20 protein-coding genes are annotated in these 21,285 nt (G+C 65.6%); 6 read left to right on the plus strand and 14 right to left on the minus strand.

Annotated features, from left to right (window positions below; all coding sequences use genetic code 11):
- The first annotated feature begins 145 nt into the window (after nucleotides 1-145).
- Together VVR85_RS08865 and VVR85_RS08870 are read left to right on the plus strand one after the other, a co-directional pair.
- On the plus strand, nucleotides 146-1,561 hold the full coding sequence (locus VVR85_RS08865) for an FAD-binding protein (protein WP_368520543.1): 1,416 nt from the start codon (nucleotides 146-148) through the stop codon (nucleotides 1,559-1,561).
- A gap of 12 nt (nucleotides 1,562-1,573) precedes the next feature.
- Nucleotides 1,574-2,332 carry a decaprenylphospho-beta-D-erythro-pentofuranosid-2-ulose 2-reductase gene (locus VVR85_RS08870; protein ID WP_368520544.1) on the plus strand — a complete coding sequence of 253 codons (759 nt, stop codon included), beginning with the start codon at nucleotides 1,574-1,576 and terminating at the stop codon, nucleotides 2,330-2,332.
- Here VVR85_RS08870 and VVR85_RS08875 read toward each other — a convergent pair.
- Nucleotides 2,329-2,664 (minus strand): hypothetical protein, encoded by a 336-nt coding sequence (locus VVR85_RS08875; protein ID WP_368520545.1) that lies wholly within the window; start codon nucleotides 2,662-2,664, stop codon nucleotides 2,329-2,331. The genes VVR85_RS08870 and VVR85_RS08875 overlap by 4 nt on opposite strands.
- 150 nt (nucleotides 2,665-2,814) lie before the next feature.
- Here VVR85_RS08875 and VVR85_RS08880 point away from each other — a divergent pair, with 150 nt between their 5' ends.
- Both VVR85_RS08880 and VVR85_RS08885 read left to right on the plus strand, forming a co-directional pair.
- Nucleotides 2,815-4,797: a galactan 5-O-arabinofuranosyltransferase gene (locus tag VVR85_RS08880; protein ID WP_368520546.1), complete on the plus strand. Its 1,983-nt coding sequence runs from the start codon at nucleotides 2,815-2,817 to the stop codon at nucleotides 4,795-4,797.
- A 58-nt stretch (nucleotides 4,798-4,855) separates the two neighbouring features.
- Nucleotides 4,856-8,314 (plus strand): arabinosyltransferase domain-containing protein, encoded by a 3,459-nt coding sequence (locus VVR85_RS08885; protein WP_368520547.1) that lies wholly within the window; start codon nucleotides 4,856-4,858, stop codon nucleotides 8,312-8,314.
- 41 nt (nucleotides 8,315-8,355) lie between these two features.
- On the opposite strand, the gene VVR85_RS08890 is transcribed toward VVR85_RS08885, so the two are convergent.
- Nucleotides 8,356-8,520 carry a hypothetical protein gene (locus VVR85_RS08890; RefSeq protein ID WP_368520548.1) on the minus strand — a complete coding sequence of 55 codons (165 nt, stop codon included), beginning with the start codon at nucleotides 8,518-8,520 and terminating at the stop codon, nucleotides 8,356-8,358.
- Between the two features lie 155 nt (nucleotides 8,521-8,675).
- On the opposite strand from VVR85_RS08890, the gene VVR85_RS08895 reads away from it, so the two are divergent.
- Entirely contained in the window at nucleotides 8,676-9,260 is a 585-nt protein-coding gene (locus tag VVR85_RS08895) for a hypothetical protein (RefSeq protein WP_368520549.1), read from the plus strand.
- 5 nt (nucleotides 9,261-9,265) lie between these two features.
- Here the strand turns inward: VVR85_RS08895 and VVR85_RS08900 are convergent, their stop codons facing one another.
- From VVR85_RS08900 to betA, 12 genes are all read right to left on the minus strand, one after another.
- Nucleotides 9,266-10,168 carry an alpha/beta hydrolase gene (locus tag VVR85_RS08900; RefSeq protein ID WP_368520550.1) on the minus strand — a complete coding sequence of 301 codons (903 nt, stop codon included), beginning with the start codon at nucleotides 10,166-10,168 and terminating at the stop codon, nucleotides 9,266-9,268.
- Nucleotides 10,169-10,170: 2 nt separating this feature from the next.
- Nucleotides 10,171-12,105, minus strand: a complete 1,935-nt coding sequence (locus VVR85_RS08905) for a M13 family metallopeptidase (RefSeq protein WP_368520551.1) — start codon at nucleotides 12,103-12,105, stop codon at nucleotides 10,171-10,173.
- Nucleotides 12,106-12,125: 20 nt separating this feature from the next.
- A complete protein-coding gene (locus VVR85_RS08910; protein WP_368520552.1) occupies nucleotides 12,126-12,851 on the minus strand; it encodes a hypothetical protein in 726 nt (241 codons plus the stop codon).
- A gap of 42 nt (nucleotides 12,852-12,893) precedes the next feature.
- On the minus strand, nucleotides 12,894-13,211 hold the full coding sequence (locus VVR85_RS08915; protein WP_368520553.1) for a multidrug efflux SMR transporter: 318 nt from the start codon (nucleotides 13,209-13,211) through the stop codon (nucleotides 12,894-12,896).
- The gene (locus VVR85_RS08920; RefSeq protein ID WP_368520554.1) at nucleotides 13,208-13,564 is read right to left on the minus strand and encodes a multidrug efflux SMR transporter; all 357 of its coding nucleotides are present in this window, start codon (nucleotides 13,562-13,564) and stop codon (nucleotides 13,208-13,210) included. Before VVR85_RS08920 ends, VVR85_RS08915 begins: the two co-directional genes overlap by 4 nt.
- Before the next feature lie 4 nt (nucleotides 13,565-13,568).
- A complete protein-coding gene (locus VVR85_RS08925) occupies nucleotides 13,569-13,865 on the minus strand; it encodes an MGMT family protein (protein ID WP_290224161.1) in 297 nt (98 codons plus the stop codon).
- A complete protein-coding gene (locus VVR85_RS08930; protein ID WP_368520555.1) occupies nucleotides 13,866-14,681 on the minus strand; it encodes a VOC family protein in 816 nt (271 codons plus the stop codon).
- Nucleotides 14,682-14,975 (minus strand): RNA-binding S4 domain-containing protein, encoded by a 294-nt coding sequence (locus VVR85_RS08935; RefSeq protein ID WP_368520556.1) that lies wholly within the window; start codon nucleotides 14,973-14,975, stop codon nucleotides 14,682-14,684.
- A 10-nt stretch (nucleotides 14,976-14,985) separates the two neighbouring features.
- A complete protein-coding gene (locus VVR85_RS08940; protein ID WP_070768555.1) occupies nucleotides 14,986-15,315 on the minus strand; it encodes a YbjQ family protein in 330 nt (109 codons plus the stop codon).
- A 4-nt stretch (nucleotides 15,316-15,319) separates the two neighbouring features.
- The gene (locus VVR85_RS08945) at nucleotides 15,320-15,997 is read right to left on the minus strand and encodes a LysE family translocator (RefSeq protein ID WP_368520557.1); all 678 of its coding nucleotides are present in this window, start codon (nucleotides 15,995-15,997) and stop codon (nucleotides 15,320-15,322) included.
- 148 nt (nucleotides 15,998-16,145) lie between these two features.
- The gene (locus VVR85_RS08950) at nucleotides 16,146-16,784 is read right to left on the minus strand and encodes a LysE family translocator (protein WP_368520558.1); all 639 of its coding nucleotides are present in this window, start codon (nucleotides 16,782-16,784) and stop codon (nucleotides 16,146-16,148) included.
- A 105-nt stretch (nucleotides 16,785-16,889) separates the two neighbouring features.
- Nucleotides 16,890-18,659, minus strand: a complete 1,770-nt coding sequence (gene betA, locus VVR85_RS08955) for a choline dehydrogenase (RefSeq protein WP_368520559.1) — start codon at nucleotides 18,657-18,659, stop codon at nucleotides 16,890-16,892.
- A gap of 326 nt (nucleotides 18,660-18,985) precedes the next feature.
- Between betA and betT the strand changes: the two genes are divergently transcribed.
- Nucleotides 18,986-21,208, plus strand: a complete 2,223-nt coding sequence (betT, locus tag VVR85_RS08960) for a choline BCCT transporter BetT (protein ID WP_368520560.1) — start codon at nucleotides 18,986-18,988, stop codon at nucleotides 21,206-21,208.
- Nucleotides 21,209-21,285 lie beyond the last annotated feature (77 nt).

Below are 21,285 nucleotides of genomic sequence, written 5' to 3' on the forward strand. Positions count from 1 at the left end.
GATAGAAACCGGGCACAAATAATACGGTTGTACTGCCCGTTTTGTTCCGAATATCACGAACTCGCCGCGCTGGCTTTCACACCTATACCGATCGGCACTAGGTAGGCTAGGGCATTGAACTATCCGTCAAGCAAAGAGTTGAAAGATGGAATTACACACCACTGAGAAGTCTCTCCACGGCTGGGGCCGCACCTCGCCGACCACCGCGCACGTGCTGTCCACCCCGGATGTAGATGTCATCAAGAACGCGGTCGCACAGGTTGCGGACGCCAACGCCGACGCCCCGCAGCACCTGCGCCGCGGCGTCATCGCCCGCGGCATGGGCCGCTCCTACGGCGACCCGGCCCAAAACGGTGGCGGCCTCGTCATCGACATGCAGGCACTGAACCAGATCCATTCCATCGATCCTGACAGCGCCATCGTGGACGTCGACGGCGGCGTCACCCTGGACCAGCTGATGAAGGCCGCCCTGCCGTTCGGCCTGTGGGTCCCGGTCCTGCCGGGCACCCGCCAGGTGACCATCGGCGGCGCCATCGGCCCGGACATCCACGGCAAGAACCACCACTCCGCCGGCTCCTTCGGTGACCACGTGGTCTCCATGGAACTGCTGGTGGCCGACGGCCGCGTGCTCCACCTGGAGCCGGAGGGCAGCTCCGATGACCCGGACGGCACCCTGTTCTGGGCCACCGTCGGCGGCATGGGCCTGACCGGCATCATCCTGCGCGCGCAGATCCGCATGACCAAGACGGAGACCGCCTACTTCATCGCGGACACGGACCGCACCGAGAACCTGGAAGAGACCATCGCCTTCCACTCGGACGGCTCGGAGAAGAACTACACCTACTCCTCCGCCTGGTTCGACGTCATCTCCCCGGAGCCGAAGCTGGGCCGCTCCACCATCTCCCGCGGCAGCCTGGCCACGCTGGACCAGCTCAAGGAATTCGCGCCGAAGCTGGCGCAGGATCCGCTGAAGTTCAACGCGCCGCAGCTGATGACCGTGCCGGACATCTTCCCGTCCTGGACCATGAACAAGCTGACGCTGTCCGCCATCGGTGAGGCCTACTACCTGATGGGCGCTCCCGCCCGGAACCAGGTCAAGAACCTCACGCAGTTCTACCAGCCGCTGGATCTCATCGGCGAATGGAACCGCGGCTACGGCTCCAAGGGCTTTTTGCAGTACCAGTTCGTGGTCCCCATGGACGCGGTCGAGCCGTTCAAGGAGATCATCCGGGACATGCAGCGTTCCGGCCACTACTCCGCGCTGAACGTCTTCAAGCTCTTCGGCGAAGGCAACCGCGCGCCGCTGTCCTACCCGATGCCGGGCTGGAACGTCTGCGTGGACTTCCCCATCCGCGAGGGCCTGGGCTCCTTCCTGGACGACCTGGACCGCCGCGTTATGGAATTCGGCGGCCGCCTCTACCTGGCCAAGGAGTCGCGTACCTCGGCGGAGAACTTCCACCGCATGTACCCCGGCCTGGAGGGCTGGCTGAAAACCCGCAACGAAATCGACCCGACCGGCGTCTTTGCCTCCGATATGTCGCGGCGCCTCGAGCTGCACTAAGAAAGGACACTCATGCTTAACGCAGTAGGCCAAGCACAACACATTCTCCTGCTCGGCGGCACCAGCGAAATCGGCCTGGGCATCGTCGAAGAATTCCTGGACCGCGGCCCGGCCAAGGTCACCCTGGCGGCCCGCCCGGGCTCCCAGCACTTGGAGGCCGCCCGCGCGGAGCTGGCCCACAAGGGCGCGGACGTGGAGGTCATCGAATTCGACGCCACCGACTTCGACTCCCACCCGGCGGTTATCGATGCCGCCTTCGCCCGCGGCGACGTCGACGTCGCCATCGTTTCCTTCGGCACCCTGGGCGATCAGGAACAGCTGTGGCAGGACCAGGCCAAGGCCGTGGCTTCTGCCCAGGTCAACTACACCGCGCCGGTCTCCGTCGGCGTGCTGCTGGGCGAGCGGTTCAAGGCGCAGGGCCACGGCACCATCGTGGCGCTGTCCTCGGTGGCCGGCATGCGCGTGCGCCGCTCCAACTTCGTCTACGGCGCCTCCAAGGCCGGCCTGGACGGCTTCTACGTCAACCTGGGCGAGGCCCTGCGCGGCGACGGCGTCAACGTGCTGGTGGTCCGCCCCGGCCAGGTCCGCACCCGCATGTCCGCCGAAGCTGGCGATGCCCCGCTGACCGTCAACGTCTCCGACGTCGCGAAGGACACCGTGCAGGCGGTCCTCGACGGCAAGCAGTCCATCTTCGTCCACCCGCTGTTCAAGTACGTGAGCTTGGCCTTCAAGTTCATCCCGCAGCCGGTTTTCCGGAAGCTGCCGTTCTAAATCGGTTCGCCGGTTGAGTCATAGGCCCCGGAGCTTTCGTTCCGGGGCAGCTGGCGACATTCCTGTTCCTCGGCATCGCCGAAACGGCTGACGTAGAGGCCCGCATCGCGCTGGGCCTCTTTTTCTGTCTGGCCGTTGCCAATCACCGTGCCCACAACGCGCGTGTCACCGGCCGCTCCCGGGCCTTCCACCGCGCATTCGACGGTCACTCCCACCTTCTGGGCGGGCACCGACTCCGACTCATCTTCGCCAAAGGACTGGCCGACCACGGGGACGGCGATAGCCACCGCCGCGACCGCGCCCGCCGCTGCGACTGCGTATCCTCGCTTCATAGTTTCTCTCTAGTTCTGATCACGGTAACCGCGTATCACCGTACCTAAGATCCCTGGTGCTGTATAGCGACGTACGCAGCCTCGTCCAGTATCCCCGTTCGCAGCGTGCGCTATGAGGAACGAGCCGCGCTATATGAGAAACTAGAGAGCATGTCCACTGAGTCCACCGTGACAACTCCTTCCGCACCTGCCTCCGCCCGGCCGCTGTCCCAGTTCGGCGATCACCGCGATGAGCTCGGCCGTGGGCCGGCGCTGCTGGCCATCCTGCTCGCCGCGCTGGGCGGCGGGCTGGTCACCCTGGCCGGCTGGGCAGTCTTCCGCTCGGTGTCCCTGCCGGCGTTTTCGACCTCGATGGTCACGCGCGCGTTGGCCACGGTAGGTATTGTCGCCACGCTGGTGGTGGTAGGCGTCCTGCTGTTTTTCTGGATCCGGGACGAGCACTCGGCCGGCCCGCGCCCGCGCTGGCGCGCCTGGCTGACCACCGTCGTGTCCTACCTTTCCCCGGCGCTGCTGGTGCTGTCCTCCATCGGCTTGCCGCTGTCGGCCAGCCGCCTGTGGCTGGCCGGCATCCAGGTCGACCAGGTCTTCCGCACGCAGTTCCTGACGCGGATGGCGGATACCGCCACGCACGCGGACATGAACTACCTGGATCTGCCCACCTTCTACCCGATGGGCTGGTTCTGGTTGGGCGGGCGCCTGGCCAACGTGCTGGGCATTCCCGGCTGGGAGGTCTTCCAGCCCTGGGCGCTAATCTCCCTGGCCATGTGCGGGTGCCTCCTGGTGCCTCTGTGGCAGCGCCTGGTCGGCTCCCTGCCCGTAGCCACCGCTATCGCGCTGACCACCACGGCCGTGACGCTGACCATTGCCGCCGAAGAGCCCTATTCCGCCGTCATCGCGATGGGCGTGCCGGCGGCGGCCTTCCTGTGCTCCCGGGCCTTCCACGGCTCCTGGCTGTCCACGCTAGGCCTGGCGCTCTTCCTGGGCGCTTCGGCCTCCTTCTACACCCTGTTCACCGGCGCGATCTCCCTGACCGTCGTCAGCTTCGTGGCCATCATTACCGCGGTGCTGGAGCGGCGCTGGGAGCCCATCGTGCGCCTGATCTGCATCGGAGTCGGCTCGCTGGCCCTGGCCGCCATCTGCTGGGGCCCGTACGTCCTCGGCGTGCTGCGCTCCGATGTCCCCATCAACTCCACCGCGCAGCACTACCTGCCGGAAGAGGGCACGCAGATCCCGGTGCCCTTCCTGGCCCCGACCATCATCGGGCTGCTCTGCCTCATCGGCCTGGTGTACCTGTTCCTGCGCCAGAACAACCGCGACATCCGGACCCTGGGCTGGGCGCTCGGCGGCGCCTACCTGTGGATCGCGGCATCGATGGTGCTGACCCTGCTGGGCAGCACGCTGCTCGGCTTCCGCCTGGAAATCCTCGTGGTCCTCATCATGGCCACCGCCGGCGTCCTGGCGCTGGCCGAGGTGCGCATGCACGGCATCGACAAGCTCTGGCCGCAGGGCTTTAGCCCCGCCACCAACCGCCGCATCACCGCCGCGTTCATGGCCGTGTTAGTGCTGGGCGGGGTCTTTTACGCCCAGCGCATTCCCGAGGAAAACGAGTCCGCCATCGATCACGCCTACACGGACACCGACGGCTACGGCGAGCGCGCCGACCGCTACACCAGCGACTCCTCCGGCCACTACCAGGAGATCCAGCGCTTCCTGGAAGACCACGGGGTAGTGCCCAACGAATCCGTGATGCTCACCGACGAAAAGCTGTTCATGGCCTACCACCCCTACTGGGGCTTTAACGCCTTCACCTCGCACTACGCCAACCCGCTGGGCCAGTTCGACGCCCGCAACGAGCAGATCGAGACCTGGGCCAACGACTCCTGGGACCAGACCCCGGAGGAGTTCCTCGACGCCCTGGACTCGGCCCCCTGGCGCGGGCCGGACGCCATGCTCTTCCGCGGCAGCCTGGAAGACTCCGCCGACGGCTTCAAGACCCACCTGGCCGAGGACATCTACCCGAACCAGCCGAACGTGCGCTACCGGGCCGTCTTCTTCGACTCCGAGGTCTTCGACGAGGCGCACTGGGCGATGGAACAGGTCGGCCCCTTCGTGGTCGCCGTCCGCACGGATTAGCCGGCGGAAGGTATGCCGCGACATGGAGTTTTAGCCGCGGTGCCGTAAACTATTCGCCGTGTCAGATAGCCTCGCAACTCCGTATACGCCAGCCGAACCCACCAGCCACGGCTCCCCCGCCCCCGGGTGGCTCCGTCTTAGCGCCATCGTGGCGGGCCTGGTGGGCTTCGTGCTGTTTATCGCCACGCCGCTGCTGCCGGTCAACCAGGTCCAGTCCTCGTTCAGCTGGCCCAGCGACGACTCGCTGAACTCGGTCAACGCGCCGCTCATTTCCTTGGCGCCGGAACAGCTGGAGGCCGATATCCCGGTCTCCGCTATCGACCAACTGCGCGAGGGGCAGACCCAGCTCTTCGGCACGCTGCCGGCCTCCTCCAAGGAGGCCACCGACCGCGGCCTCTTCGTCAACGCGGGCGACTTCGGCCTGTCGGTCAGCTCCCTGAACGAGGTCGTGCTCTCCCTGACCCCGGATCAGATGGAGCGCCTGGACGACAAGGACGTCATCCACATCTCCTCGACCGAGGACGAGACCACCGTCAAGGTGGGCCCGTTCTCCCAGTCGATCGATGACGACGACCTGCGCCCGCAGGTCACCGGCGCCTACTCGGAGATCGAAGACACCCCGGAAAACCTCGCCCAGCTGCGCGCGGACGGGCTCGACGTCCAGGTCGAGATCAACTCGCGGTTTACCTCTTCGCCCACCCTGATCAAGTCGTTGGCCATGTGGGGCGGCCTCGCGATGGTGCTGGTCAGCCTGTTCACGCTGTGGCGCATCGACCGCTTGGACGGCAAGCGCCCGGGCTTCATGCCGGAGTCCTGGAAGAAGATCCGCCCGCTGGACGGTGTGGTCGCCGCGGTGCTGGTCTTCTGGCATATCTTCGGCGCCAACACCTCCGATGACGGCTTCATCCTGACCATGGGGCGGGTCTCGGAGAACGCGGACTACATGGCCAACTACTACCGCTGGTACGGCGTGCCGGAGTCACCGTTCGGTTCCCCGTACTACGACCTGGTGGCCTTCCTGTCCCAGATTTCCGCGACCTCGGTCTTCATGCGCCTGCCCGCGCTGGTCTCCGCGTTTCTCATCTGGTTCATCCTCTCGCGCGAACTGCTCCCCCGCTTCGGCGAGCTGATTGACTCGCGCCGCGTGGCCCACTGGACCGCGGCGTTGATGTTCCTGGCTTTCTGGCTGCCGTACAACAACGGTGTCCGCCCGGAACCGGTCATCGCGCTCGGCGTGATTTTCACCTGGGCCTCCTTTGAGCGCGCCATCGCCACGCGCCGCCTGCTGCCCGCGGCCGTGGGCACCATCGCCGCCACGCTGACCCTGGGCGCGGGCCCGACCGGCCTGTTCGCCGTCGGCGTTTTCCTGGTCTGCCTGCCGCAGCTATTCAAGATCATGCGCGAGCGCCTGCCGCTGCTGGGCGGCGGGGCCACCGGCTGGCTGAGCATGATCGCTCCCTTCCTGGCCTCCGGCACGGCGATCTTCGTGGCCGTCTTCGGCGACCAGACCCTAGCCGCGGTGATGGAGTCCATCCGCGTGCGCTCCGAGGTCGGCCCGGCGCTGCCGTGGTACTCCGAGTACGTGCGCTACTCCACGCTGTTCCAGCAGTCCGTGGACGGCTCCATGACCCGCCGCTTCGCCATGTTCACCATGCTGTTCTGCCTGGTGCTCATCATCTACGCCTACATCAAGGACCACCGCGTGGCGGGCGCGCCGCAGGACATCACCCGGCGCCTGTTGCTCATCGTGGCCATGTCCATGTTCTTCCTGCTGTTCACCCCGACCAAGTGGACCCACCACTTCGGCATCTACGCCGGGGTGGCCGGCGTCATCGCCGCGCTCGGTGCGGTGGTCTTGTCCCAGATCGCGCTGAAGTCGCCGCGGGCGAGGACCTTCTCCCTGGCCGCTGTGGTAATTCTGCTGGCCTTTTCCACCGCCGGCTGGAATGCCTGGTGGTATGTCTCCGCCTTCGGCGTGCCGTGGTGGGACCGCACCATCCAGTTCCGGGCCATCGAGGCCAACACCGTGCTGCTGGCCATCGGGCTGATCCTCGTAGGCATAGGCATCTGGCAGTCCTTCCGCCACAACTCGCGCAAGGCGAAGGCCGAGGCCGCCGGCGCCACCGACGAATTCGCACGCCAAGAGGCCGCCCGGGTGTCCCGCTGGGCCGGGGTCATGTCGGCGCCTATCGCGCTGGCCTGCGCGTTCATCGTGGGTATCTCCGTGGCCTCCTTCGCCAAGGCCTATGTCGACCAGTACCCGGCCTACAGCGTGGGCAAGGGCAACACCCAGGCCCTGGCGGGCAAGACCTGCTCGCTGTCGGATGAAGCCATGATCGAGACCAATACCAACGACGCCTTCCTGGCCCCGATAGACGGCGACTTGGGTGACTCCTTAACCGATCCGGACAAGGACAACTACGGTTTCGACCCCAACGGCATCCCGGAGGATATCGAGCCGGAGGCGCAGAACTCCGCGTCGGTCGGCGCTATCGGTGACTCCGGCTCGGCCGGTTCCGCCACCTCCGGCGGCAACCGTTCCGCCGGCGGGGACGTCTCCGACTCGGACGCTACCGGTTCCGACGACTCCGAGGACTCCAGCCACAAGGACTCCGCCAGCAAGGCGGCCGAGGAATCCGGCGCCTCCGAGGGCGGTTCCCGCGACACCACGGGCGTCAACGGCTCGGTCAAGCACCTGCCGTTCAACTTCGACTACCACCAGGTGCCGGTCTTAGGCTCCTACAACGCGGGCCAGAACTCGACCGCGAAGCTGACCACCAAGTGGTTTAACCTGCCGGAGGAGAAGGAAAACTCCCCGCTGATCACCGTCGGCGTGGCCGGCAAGATCCACCACCACGACGTCAACGGCGTGGAGCAGGAGGGCATGGACGTCACCCTCGAATACGGCACCGCGGACGAGACCGGGCGCGTCTCCAACACCGGCGAGGTTGAGATGATGGACGTCGGCGCCACCCCGAAGTGGCGCAACCTGCGCTACCCGCTGGCCGACATCCCGGACGAGGCCAACGTCGTGCGCATCGTCGCCGTGGACGACTCCACTAACGAGGACGACTGGGTCGCCGTGACCCCGCCCCGCGTGCCGGAGCTGACCAGTATGACCTCGCGCTTCGACAGCTCCCGCCCGGCCCTGCTGGACTGGTCCACCGCCTTGCAGTTCCCCTGCCAGCGCACCTTCGACCACTACGCCGGCGTGACCGAGATTCCGGAATTCCGCATCCTGCCGGACGCTCCGGCGCAGACCTCCCTGACCGACTTCCAGTCCTTCAGCGGCGGCGGCGCCATGTCCACTTCGGAGGCCGTGAACTACTCCTACGAAATCCCCAGCTACCTCAACAACGATTGGGACCGCGACTGGGGCTCCATCTACAAATACGAGTTGCGCACCAACTCCGAGGGCATCGCCCCGGACAAGGCCGACATCAATCTGGAAGACATCACCCGCTCCGGCTGGTGGAAGAACTCCGAGATGAACGTCCGCCCCGAGGGCGAGGCATAGCCCTCCGCACCCGCCTCAGCTAAAACCCCGGCTGAGGCGGGTTATTTCTGGAAACGCTTAGTCAGGACATAAACCCCCATGGCCGCAGCGTAGGATACCGCCACGAGCACCACCGAGCGCTCCACGGAAGCAAACCCATCGAAGGCAACCCCACCGATGGAAAAGACCACCATGAAGGCGAGTAAGGCGTTGAAATATGGGGTCATGTGCTGTCCTCCTGCTGTGGCTGGGTCAATGAACAAGGGCCAGCGTAGCAGAGGCATGAATTTGCTATCGAAAACTGTTTCGAAGTAAAACGCCCGGGTGTCCAGCGCTTTTTCTACACTCTTTTCATCTTTACTGTCTCATCTAGGGAGGAACCATGAAGAGAGTCTTCACCCTTGTTCTACTGTCCGCCACGGCCCTTAGCGCTGCTGCCTGCACTAGCGGGGAGCAAACAGACAACGCAAGGGAGACGATCTCCGCCGCAGCGCCCAGTACCACAAAGGCCCCAACCAACGAGTCCCAGACAATCGAGTTTGGCACTCCCTTCGAGACCTCCTCGCTGCCCGACAACGAGGCCTATCTCACCATCACCGACGCCACCGTGGGCGAGGAGTGCCACTACGGCACCTACGGGGTTCCCGAGCAGGACGATCTCGCCTCGGGCAAGCAATACCTGCAGGTGTGGGGAGAATTCGACGTCCAGAAGCTGGACAACCCCATGAGCGCTAATGGCGCGATGCTCGAGGGTCCGGAGATCATCGACGACGAGGGCTTCACCCAGGAAGCCGACTTCGCCGTCGACTGCCAGATGGCCACGGACGGCGCGGAAGATTGGTTCGTCATCCGGCACGGGGGCGAGAAGTCCCGCATCTACCGGGCCTTCGTCATCCCGAACAACGCGAAGCAGGTGAAACTCTATGGTCGGACCATGGATGTCGCACCTGCTACCCAGGAAAGCTAATTGCGTTAGCTCAACCCGCGGAGGAACTCCGCAACGTCACGGATGCGCTGACGCATGACAGTCGGGGTCTGGAAGCGGTGCCGCCCGGCGTAGTCCCGGGTGGTGATGTGGCTGCCTTTAACGTCCGGGTGGGCGGCGACCTCGTCCTGGCGGGCGAGCTGGAGGAAGGTTGACGGCCAGCTCTCCGGGTCGGGGAGCTCGTGCCCTGCGCGCAGCTCGTCCGGCAGGGCCGCCAGGGCGCCGAAGTCCGGGAAGGTGAGCACGAGGGCATCGGCAAGCGGGGCGGCGAGTGCGGCCAGTGCGGCGCCGGAGGAATAACCCCAGACCACGACCTTGTCCGCGCCCTGGTCGCGGCAGTACTCGACCGCCTTGGCTACCGCCTCGAGCATCTGCCCGACCGAGTGTTGCGGCGCCAGCGGGTAGTCCAGGTCCACCGCGTGAGCCCCGCTCAGCCCGACCGCGGCGGCGACCTCCGGGCGCCACTGCATGTCCAGGGCGCTACCGGAACCGCGCCACCAGCCGCCCGAGTGCAGGCTGACCACCCAGGTGCCCGAATGCGCGGTCTCCTGGGTGGAGAAGAACTGGCAGGCGGGGAGCTCGGGCAGGTCGGTCTGCTCCACGTCGCGGGTAAAAGCCACGCCCGGCAGGCTGTGGTCCACCCCGGTGCCCAGGACCATCATGGCCGCGTGGGTGACGCGGTCGGGCAGCTGAGCGCAGTAGTTGTCCGCCGGGGCCGGATCCCCCGCCCCGCCCTTCCACGGCGGGGTGAAGTCCGGCAGCTCGTAGTGGGCGTCGATATAGGAGGCCAGCTGTTCGAGCTGGGCGTCGTCGTCCAGCTGCCGGTCCTGGCCGCCGATGAACCATTCTTGGCCCTCGTCCAGGGGGCGCGCGTTATCCGGAGTGCTCATAACTACCAGATGGTCACGCGCTGCTCGGGGGCGACGTACATCGGGGAATCGGCCGGCACGTCGAAGGCTTCGTAGAGCTCCGCGACGTTGGCGGCGATCAGGTTACAGCGGAACTCCGCCGGGGAGTGCGGATCAATGGCCAGGTACTGGGTGGCCATCTCCGGGCGGATGGCGGTACGCCAGACTCGCGCCCAGGCCAGGAACAGGCGCTGCAGGCCGGAGTAGTTCTGCTCGTAGAGCTCCGGCTCGGCGCCATCGACCTCGAAGGGGGCGAGTTTCTCGTGCGGATCGATGCCCTTGTCGCGGCAGTAGTTTTGGTAGGCCACCACGGCGATGCCCAGGCCGCCCAGGTCGCCGATGTTCTCCCCCAGGGTGAACTTGCCGTTGACGCCGGAGGACTCGATCCCGTTGTCCTTGAGCACCGTGGGCACCTGGCCGTCGAACTGCTCCACCAGCTGGGCGGTGAGCTTCTCAAACGCGGCGCGGTCCTCATCCGTCCACCAGGAGTTCAGGTTGCCCAGGCCGTCGTACTGCGAGCCCTGGTCGTCGAAGCCGTGGCCGATCTCGTGGCCGATGACCGCGCCGATAGCGCCGAAGTTCTCCGCGGCGTCCGCCTCCGGGTTGTAGAACGGCGGGCGCAGGATGGCCGCCGGGAAGGTGATGTCGTTGACCACCGGGTTGTAGAAAGCGTTCACGGTCTGCGGGGTGGTGACCCACTCGTCGCGGTCGGCCGGCTTGCCCACCTTGGACAGCTCGTAGTCGTGGGAGAAGGCCGCGCCGCGCCGCGCGTTGTCCACCAGGTCGGCGCCCGCGGGGCTAAAGCTTAAGTCCCCGTAGTCGCGCCAGGTATCCGGGTAGCCGATCTTCGCCTTGAACTGGCCCAGCTTCTCCAGCGCCCGCTCGCGGGTGGCCGGGGTCATCCACTCCAGGGTGCTAATCCGCTCGCGGTAGGCGGCAATCAGGTAGTCCACCAGCTCGTCCATCTCCCGCTTGGAGGAGGCCGGGAAGTGCTTGTCCACGAAGGCGCGGCCGATCTCCTGCCCCACGAAGCTCTCCGCCAGGCCCACCGCGCGCTTCCAGCGGTCGCGCTGCTGGGTGGCCCCGGACAGGCGGGTGCCGTAGAACTCGAAGTTCTTCGCCCCCACCTTCTCCGGCAGCAGGGCGGCGCGGGAGAGCAGGATGTGCCAGGTGGCCCACAGCTGCCAGTCGGCGATCCGGTCCTCGGTAAACAGGCCGGCCAGGTGGTCGAAGTAGGACGGCATCATGGAGACCACGCGGCCGTCCTTGATTCCCCCGGCGCGCACGATGGTCTGCGCCACGCGGGGCACGTCCTTTAGCTCAACCGGGTTGTAGGTCTCCACCGCGTTGCGGGTGGCGACCACGTCCCAGTGGCCGGCGGCGATGTCGGTCTCCAACTGCACCACGCGCTGCGCGGCGACCTCCGCGCCCAGACCGAAGAGGCGGGCCGGATCCAAAAAGCCCAGCATCTGCGCCACGTGCTCGGTGTAGGCGCGCAGGGTGTCCGCGTGCGCCTCCTCGCGGTAGTAGGCCTCGTCCGGCAGGCCCAGGCCCGACTGGATGAGGTAAGGGACGGCGTCCTCGGAGCCGGAATCCTTTTCCACCCAGAAGGTCACCGGGGCGCCCACGCCCTCGCGCTCGAGCTGGCCCAGGACTTCCGCCAGGGCGTCCATGTCCTCGACGGCCAGGCGGTCTAGGTCCTTATCCAACGGGGCGAGGCCGGCGCCGTTGACGCCGTCGACGTCCATGAAGGAGGCGTAAAGCGCGCCCGGGCGGGAGTCATCGCTTTGCACGATCTCGTGCACCATCTCCTCGGCCTCATCGCGCAGGCCGTGGAACGTACCGTCCACGCCGCGATCGTCCGGGATGACGTGTGCGTCGAGCCAAGGTCCATTGACAAACTGGTAAAGGTCTTTCATACCCACCCAGCTTAGGCGAGTTAGCAGACTCGCGACGACCCCATCTGCGCTACCGCCCGGTTGACGGCCCCGCACGCCTGCGCGGCCGGTTCCACGCGGCGCACGTCGGCGGTGTGCTCGCCGGCCGTGCCGAAGGTGTGCGCTGCGACGGTGAAACCGTGCCCGTGGGAAACGCTAGCGTGGATGTGTCGGCTGTCGGACCAGCCGAATTTCGTGCCTTCCATGCCCGGCAACGTGGCGGTGCCGAAGTCCTGGCGGTAGCCGTCGGCCGCCACCGGCGCAGCAGTGTTCATGCCCCGAAACAGCGGCGCCGCCGCCGGGTCGCCGTGGATGGCGTCGATGAACCTGGCCATGTTTTCCGTCGACGTCACGGAGTTGCCCCAGTAGCCGTTGCGGTGCGTGGCATGCAGGCGGAACTGGCGGGCCACGCCGTCGATGGCCTGCGGGTAGCGGGCGTCTAGGTCCGTGGCGATGCCGTCGTGGCTGACCCGGATCATCTCTTCCACCTGCGCCTTGTCCGCCGCGGCGCCGTGCTTGAGCACCCAGTAGCCCAGGTACAGCTTGGCCAGCGACAGCGCCGGCCGGGACTCGTTGGCGTTCGGCGTGGCGATGCTCCAGCCGCTGGCGTGCCGGACCGTGACCTGGGTGCGCTCCGGCACACCTGTCAAAGACGGCGCGGCGTGGGCGACGGCGGGGCTGGCGATCGCTGCGATAATCACCGCAGCGCAGGGGACGGAATAGCGCATGCCCTGATATTAATACGCGGCCGGCGGGAAATACAGGGTTGCTTAAGAACCCATCTCCACGAGCAGCACCCCGCCGATAATCAGCGCCACGCCCAGGGATTTCAGCCAGGTGAAAGGCTCTTTGAAAAAGAGGAAGGACAGCACCGCCGTCAACGCCACGCCTACCGCGGACCAGATCCCGTAGGCCACGCCTAGGGCCATTCCCTCCAGCAGGGCCAGGGACAAAAAGACATAGGCCGCGAGGTAGCCCGCGATGACGGCCAACAGCCACCAGCGCCCGCCGCGCACCGCGGACATCCGCAGGCTCATCGTGCCGGCGACCTCGCAGAGCACCGCGAGGATGATATACGCCCAGCTCATACGGTACCCACCTCCACGGGGGCCGGTTGCGGGCGCGGCCTGGCGCCCATCTCCACGCAGGCGACGCCGGCCACGATGAGCGCCATTCCGGTAATCTTCAACCAGGTCAGCATCTCCCCGAACAACACCGCCGACAGCGCGGCGGTGGCCACTACCCCGCCGGCGGCCCACATGCCGTAGGCCACCCCGATGGCCATGCCCAGCTTGAGGACCCTATGCAGCAGCGCGAAGGCCGCCGCGTAGCCGGCCACCACCACCGCGTAGACCCACGGATGATCCAGGGCTATTTTCAGTCCTAAGGTGGCGACCACCTCGCTGGCAATCGCCAGCAGGAGGAAAAACCCAGCGCGCAAACACTCAACCCCTTTGCCAGATGGACTGTAATTCTTCAGCGGCGATACCGCACTGCCGCATATCCACTCTACCTGCGGAAAACGCGATTCCTTCCGCCTGCCAGTGGGCCCGCGCGCGGTCCGGATCGTGGCAGGTGCCGTCGGCGCGCACCACGCGCCACCACGGCAACTGCGCGCCATGCCGGCTCAAGAACCAGCCGACGTAGCGGGCGCCTACGCCGGCGACCTTGCCCACCTCGCCATAGGAGGTGACGTTGCCGGCCGGGATGGCCGCGCAGACGCTGCGGACCGTCTCTTTCACTTAGCCGCCGAGGTTGAGCACGTCGTCGGACTCGCGCGGTTCTTCCTCCGGCGCCGGCGGGGTCTCGACCAGGGTAACCGTCGCGCCGGTGGCATCGGCCAGCAGGCACATGCGGCCGAACGGGGACTCTTCGGCCGGCCGGATGACCTCCCCGCCGTGGGCCTGCGCCTGCTCCACCGCGGCGTCGAGGTCCGCGACTCCCAGGAAGGTCTGCCAGAAGCTATTGACCTGGTCCGGGAACTGTCCCTGCGCGTTCCAGAAGCCGGCAAAGGCCGCGCCCTCGGCCTCCGCGGTGGCGTATTCGATCTCCCCTGCGCTGCCCGGGCTGGTGCGCAGCTCCCAGTCGAAGAGCTCGCCGTAGAAGTCGAGCGCCGCGGAGAAATCCCGCGTGACGCTCAGCTCGTGCCAGACCGCGCAGCCGGGCTCGCCGCCGGCGGTAAAGCTGGTGGGTGCCGCGGGCTGGATCAGCCCGAAGAGGCCACCGGTGGGATCCACCAGCAGCGCCATCTGCCCGCGCTCGATGGAGCGCGGATCCGCCATCACCTTGCCGCCGAGGCGCTCCGCGCGCTCGCAGTCGGCCGCGATATCCGCCGACAGGAAATGCGTGACCCAGGTATCCGGGGTCTGGGCGCCTTCCGGCTGCGGGATAAACCCGCCGATCGGCAGCCCCTTGACCGTCACGGTCTGGTAACCGCCCGGCTCGCCCTCGATGTCCCAGCCCAGCACGGAGCGGTAAAACTCCGCCGAGGCCGGATGGTCTGCGGTGGTCAAGTCGATCCAGAAGGGCAGGCCTACCTCGGCCTCGAATGCTGGCATCTACAGGTTCCTCCACTTCTCGGGGTCAAAATCATCATCGGCCGTGGCCTCGTCGAAAAAGTCGTCGTCCGCGTCGTCGGCTTGGCCCACCACGAAGACGGCGTCGGCTACCTGCACCCGGTCGCCGGGCACGATCTTCTCGCCGCGCGTCTGGCACACCGAACCGTTAACGGTGACCTCGCCGGCGGCGATGAGCTCCTTGGCCTCGCCGCCGGTAGCCACCGCGCTGGCGAGCTTGAGGAACTGGCCAATCTTGATGGACTCGCCCGCAATGGGCACTAGAATTTCCGCCATGCGGACCAGTCTACCGCTGGGGTTTCAGCGTCACCGCGGTGCCCGAGGCCGTGACCATCAGCATGTTGTTGGACGTGCCCAGCACCGTGTAGTCGAAGGCGATGCCGATCACCGCGTCCGCGCCCAGCTCCTGGCCGCGGTTCCACAGCTCGTTCAGGGCGGACTCGCGGGCCCGCACGGCCTCTTCCTCGTAGCCGGCGGAGCGCCCGCCAGTGATGTTGCGGATGCCCGCGCCGAAGTCCTTCAAGAAATTGATGCCGGAAACCGTCTCGCCGGCGATGACCCGCAGGTACGTGTCGATCTCGCGGCCTTCTACTGTGTTCGTCGTCGTGAAAATCATGCCTTTAGGCTACCCCGATTGCCCCGCGCACACCTTCGTAGAGGATGAACGCGGCCAGGAGCAGGAAGACCACGCCCGAGAAGAGATCCACCCACGAGGAGTGGCGCGACATCCAGCGCGAAAACGCCCGCACGGTCAGCGCGACGGCGCCGAAAAGCGCCAGGGACTCGCCCACCAGCAACACCACCAGCAGCACCGACCAGCCCAGGCTCATGCCCGGCTCTAAGAAATTGGAGAAGACCGCGCCGAAGAAGATGACGACCTTCGGGTTCGACAGATCGCAGATGAAACCCATCCGGTAAGCCTTGCCGGCAGTGATCCACACCCGCGGCGCCGAATCCGGGTTGTCCTCTTGGAAGGTCTCCGTCTGCACCACGCGGGCGGGCACGCGGCGCTGCGCCAGCCCGGACTTGATAGCGCTGTAGGCCATCCACAGCAGGTAGGTACCGCCCAGCAGCTGAAGCGTGATGAGAATCCCCGGGTGCGAGTCGATCAGGGCGGACAGGCCCGCCAGCGAGGCCACCACCCAGAGCAGCAGGCCGGTGGAGCTGCCCAGGGCCGCCCACAGCCCCGCCCGGGTGGAGCGGGACCCCAGCCGGATGATCTGGATGACGTCGGGCCCCGGTGAGGCCATGGCCACCAGCCACACCCCCATCAGCGTGAGCAAAGAGACTAAAGACACGCGCACCTCCTGTAGAAACGACTGCAAGGCCCCGACCGCACATCGGGACCTTGGATGAGCTCTCTTTGGCTCCGCAAACGGCGGAGTTGATACCGCCATCGAAGGTACGCTCCATCCCACCTAGTGGGAAACAGGTTTGTGTACTGGGCTAATTAACCAGGCCCATGACTCCTTCCACCACCATGACAAGCCCGAAGATGGTGAAGATGATGCCGGCGACGATGTCCAGCCAGTTGCCGTGCCGGGCCAACCAGCGCGCGGCGGTGCGCACGACGAGGGAAAAGCCGCCGAACCAGGCGAAAGAGATGGCCAAGAGGATGAGGCCGACCGCCACGGTCCACAGCGCGGAGATGCCCGGGGAAAGGAACTGGGCGAAGACGGCGCCGAAAAACACCAGGGCCTTCGGGTTGGACAGGTTGGTCATCAGCCCCAGGCGATAGGACTTGCCGGCGGTGAGCACCCCCTGGACGCGCTCGGGCTGCGCGGCCTCGGGCTGGCTCGTGCGCAGCCCGCCGCGCAGGGAGCTAAGCCCCATGTAGATAAGCACCCCGCCGCCGATGACCTGCAAGCCGCTGAGCAGCTCCGGGCGGGCGGCAATCAGCGCGGACAGGCCCGCCAGGGAGGCCGCCAGCCATACACCCGTGCCGGTAGCGATCCCGGCCGCGCACAAAAGGCCCGCCCGGCGCGAGCGCGGCGCGGTGCGGATCACCTGCACCACGTCCGGGCCCGGGGTTACCAGCAGGACTATCCACACGCCGATGAGCGTCAGCAGGGAGGCCATGCTCATGGGGGTTTCTACCTTCCGTAATTTAAAGGGGCAGTCATTGAAAAACCGCCACGCTGCCGGGGTGGCAGGTGACGGTTTTAGTGTAACGGAGCGTTTTCCGTGGGTTTACCAGGCGCCCTCGATGGCGTCCTTGTGGTCACGGACCTTCTCGCCCTCGGCGTAGAGCGGCATGTCCTCGCCGGCCTTGTACCAGGAGGTGTACTCCGGCTCCAACGGGGTGCGGCCGGCAATCAGATCGGCGGCCTTCTCGCCCACCATCATGGTCGGGGCGTAGATGTTGCCGTTGGTGACGTTCGGGAAGACACCGGCGTCGGCGATGTAGAGGCCTTCGATGCCCCAGACCTGCATGGTCTCCGGGTCGACGACAGCCATCTCGTCGTCCTTGGAGCCCATCTTGGTGGTGCAGGACGGGTGCAGCGCGGTCTCGCCGTCGTTGCGGACCCACTCCAGGATGTCCTCGTCGGTCTGGACGTCGGAGCCCGGGCTGAACTCACGGGCGCCGACTTCCTCCATGGCCTCGGTGTCCAGCAGGGAGCGGGCCACGCGCACGGCCTCGACCCACTCGCGGCGGTCCTGGTCGGTGCGCAGGTAGTTGAACAGGATCTCCGGCTTCTCGTGGATGTCGGCGCTCTTGATGCGCACGTAACCCTTGGTGTCGGAGAACATCGGGCCAACGTGCCACTGGAAGCCGTGCTTGACGTCGGCCTTCTGCCCGTCGTAGCGCACTGCCATCGGCAGGAAGTGGAACATCAGGTTCGGGTACGCTTCCTTGTCGTTGGAGCGCACGAAGCCGCCGGCCTCGAAGTGGGAGGTGCCCACCGGGCCCTTCTTGGTCAGCAGCCACTCCAGGCCCATGAACGGCCAGCGCCACTTATCCAGGTACGGCTGGGAGGAATCCGTGTTGTTGGTCAGCTCGTACTGGATGTAGACCTCGAGGTGGTCCTGCAGGTTCTCGCCCACGCCCGGCAGGTGCTTGACGACCTCGATGCCGTGGGACTCCAGCAGCTCGCGGTCGCCGATGCCGGAGACCTGCAGCAGCTGCGGGGTATTGATGGCGCCGGCAGACAGCACGATCTTGTCCGCGTAGACGCGGTGGACGCCGCCTTCCCACTCATATTCCACGCCGATGGCCTTCTGGCCGTCGAAGAGGACCTTAGTGGTGAAGGCGTGGGTGCGGATCTCCAGGTTCTTACGCTGCTTGTTCGGGTGCAGGTAAGCCCGGGCCGCGGACCAGCGCTTGCCGTGGCGGATGTTGCGGTCGAACGGCGCGAAGCCCTCCTGGCGGTAGCCGTTGACGTCGTTGGTCAGGTTGTAGCCCGCCTGCTGGACGGACTTGAACAAGGCCTGGAACAGCGGGTTGGTGGCCGGACCGCGGGATAGGTAGAGCGGGCCGCTGTGGCCGCGTCGCGGATCGTTCGGGTCGGCGCCGGTGGCGGTCTCCATCTTCTTGAAGTACGGCAGGCAGTGGGCGAAGTCCCAGTGCTCCATGCCCGGGTTGTCGGCCCACTTCTCGTAGTCCATGGGGTTACCGCGCTGGAAAATCATGCCGTTGATGGACGAGGAACCGCCCAGCAGCTTGCCGCGGGCATGGTAGACGCGGCGGCCGTTCATCTCCGGTTCCGGCTCGGACTCGTACATCCAGTCGTAGTGCTTGGCGCCGATCGGGAAAGAGAACGCCGACGGCATGTGGACGAACAGGTCCCACAGGGAGTCGTTGCGGCCGGCTTCCAGGACCAGCACGCGGGTTTCAGGATCTTCAGTCAGTCGAGCAGCGACCACGGAGCCGGCGGAGCCGCCGCCGACAACAACCACGTCGCTTACCTCGTCAGTTACCTTCTTCGAGTTATTCTTAGTCACCTTGTCTAATAGACCCATACGGAAAGCACTTCCTTTCTTCGCGGTGTTCAGAAATGCATATTATGCAATCAGTGCATGGACAAATACGCATTATTCCGCTCCTACTTACATAACGAGCCTACCTGAGAAGCTTGCATTTTGCCCAGAATAGGATAAGTTTGACGTGTTCCATACTGGTATTTTCGATAGTGCCTTTGCCCCTTCCCACCCTAAATGCGCTCGGGTTTTTTGCGCCGTTTCGAATATATGAATCAAATATGTTTGAGCGTTTAGCCTTAAGCCCGTCTATGTCCGTTTGGGCGTCGGTGCGGGCCAGGGCGCTAATAACTTCAGAGGAGTGATCCATGGCGAATTTCGATCAGCATCATCCTGAATCGCCCCAACCTACTAACGCCGAACCTTCCTCAGAAGGTAAGGCGCGCACCAAACGTCGATCGCGCTACCAGGTCCGCGCCCTGGTAGGCAGCTACAAGGCGGAGACCGGCTCCGATGTCGGTGCCGACGAGGTCGAGCCGCCCAAGACGAACTGGCCCGTTTTCACCGTTTCCAGTGTGCTGATCATCGCGATGGCGCTCTACGCCGGCTTGGGCCGCGAACACGCCGCCAACACGCTGGCCAGCGTCACCGGCTGGATCAGCACCAACCTCGGCTGGTTCTACATCCTGACCGCGACCATCGCGGTCGTTTTCGTCCTCTACATCGCGATTTCCAGTTCCGGCAATATCCGGATGGGCCCGGATCACTCGCGCCCGAAGTTCAACACCTTCGCGTGGGCTTCCATGCTTTTTGCCGCCGGTATCGGCGTCGACCTGATGTTCTTCGCCGTGGCCGAGCCGGTGACCATGTACCTGGCCCCGCCCACCGGCGAGCCGGAGACCATGGAGGCGGCCAAGGAGGCCGTCGTCTACGCCATGTTCCACTACGGCCTGACCGGCTGGGCGCTCTACGCCCTGATGGGCATGGCCTTCGGCTACTTCGCCTACCGCCTGAACATGCCGCTGGCCATCCGCTCCGCGCTGTACCCGCTCATTGGCAAGCGCGTGCACGGCCCAGTCGGCGACGCCGTAGATGTCGCCGCCATGCTGGGCACCGTCTTCGGCGTGACCGCCTCCCTGGGCATCGGCGTGGTGCAGCTGTCCTACGGTATCCACCTCATCTTCGATATCGACCAGGGCCTCGGCCTGCAGTCCGCCCTCATCATCATCGCGATTGCCATCGCTACCCTGTCCGCCGTCTCGGGCGTGGACAAGGGCATCCGCTTCTTGTCGGAGCTCAACGTCTTCCTGGCCATCGCACTGATGATCTACATCGTGGTCTTCGGCAAGACGGCCTACCTCTTCGACGCCATCGTGATGAACGTGGGCGACTACGTCTCCAAGTTCCCGTCTTGGACCATGGACACCATGGCCTTCACGGATGATCCGGCCGCCACGGCCGAGTGGATGCAGTCCTGGACCCTGTTCTTCTGGGCCTGGTGGATCGCCTGGGCTACCTTCGTGGGCCTGTTCCTGGCGCGTATCTCCCGCGGGCGCACCCTGCGCCAGTTCATCTTCGGCACCCTGACCTTCCCGTTCCTGTTCATCCTGATGTGGATGTCCTTCTTCGGCAACACCGCCCTGGACATGGTGCGCTCGGGTGATTACCCCGAGTTCGCCGAGAACGCGGTCAACATCCCGGAGCAGGGCTTCTACGACATGCTGCAGGAGTTCCCGGCCTCGGGCTTCATCATCCTGCTGACCACGGGCATCGGCCTGCTGCTTTATATCACCTCGGCCGACTCCGGCGCGCTGGTGATGTCGAACTTCACCTCGAAGATCACCGACAGTCGCCAAGACGGAACCCGCTGGCTGCGCATCTTCTGGTCCATCGCCGTGGGTCTGTTGACCCTGGCCCTGCTGCAGATCGACGGCATCGCCACGGTGCAGTCCGCCACCGTGGTCATGGGCCTGCCCTTCGCCGTGGTCATCTACCTGGTGATGTTCTCCCTGTGGAAGTCGCTGCGCCTGGAAAACCTGCAGAAGGAGGCGCGCACCACCGCGCTCCACGGCGTTATCTCCGGCCGCACCGACCGGATCGCCGCCGACGGCGACAGCTGGAAGCAGCGCCTGGATCGCGCCAATACCTACCCGACCAAGCAGGACATGGACACCTATATGCGGAACACCGCCGAGTTCGCCCTGGAAAAGGTCGCGGTCCAGATGCGCCAGCGCGGCTACGACGCCATCCTGCTGACCAGCGAGCTGCCTGACCTGGAACTGCCCCAGCTGGACCTGCAGGTCACGCTGCACAACGAGCGCAAGTTCCGCTACCAGCTCTTCCCCGTGGCCTCCGAATGCCCGGAGTTCCTGGCCGGTGATCAGAAGGAATACTTCCGCCTCGAGGTCTACGATCTCACCGGTTCTTTGGGCTACGACGTCTACGGCTACAGCGAGAACCAGCTCATCAACAACGTGCTGGATCTCTACGAACGCCACCTGGCCTTCCTGCACATGCAGTCCGAACGCCCAGGTGAGTCCGATGTTTCCGATGGCGCAGAGCCCGAGCAGATCTGGCGCGAGGATAATTAGTTCTGGTAGACCGGAAAGCGGAACCGAACAACTTCCCTGTTTGAATACGAATGCCGGCCCCTATTAAAGCGCCGACA

This window comes from Corynebacterium sp. LK2590, from assembly GCF_040946105.1.
Taxonomy (GTDB): domain Bacteria; phylum Actinomycetota; class Actinomycetes; order Mycobacteriales; family Mycobacteriaceae; genus Corynebacterium.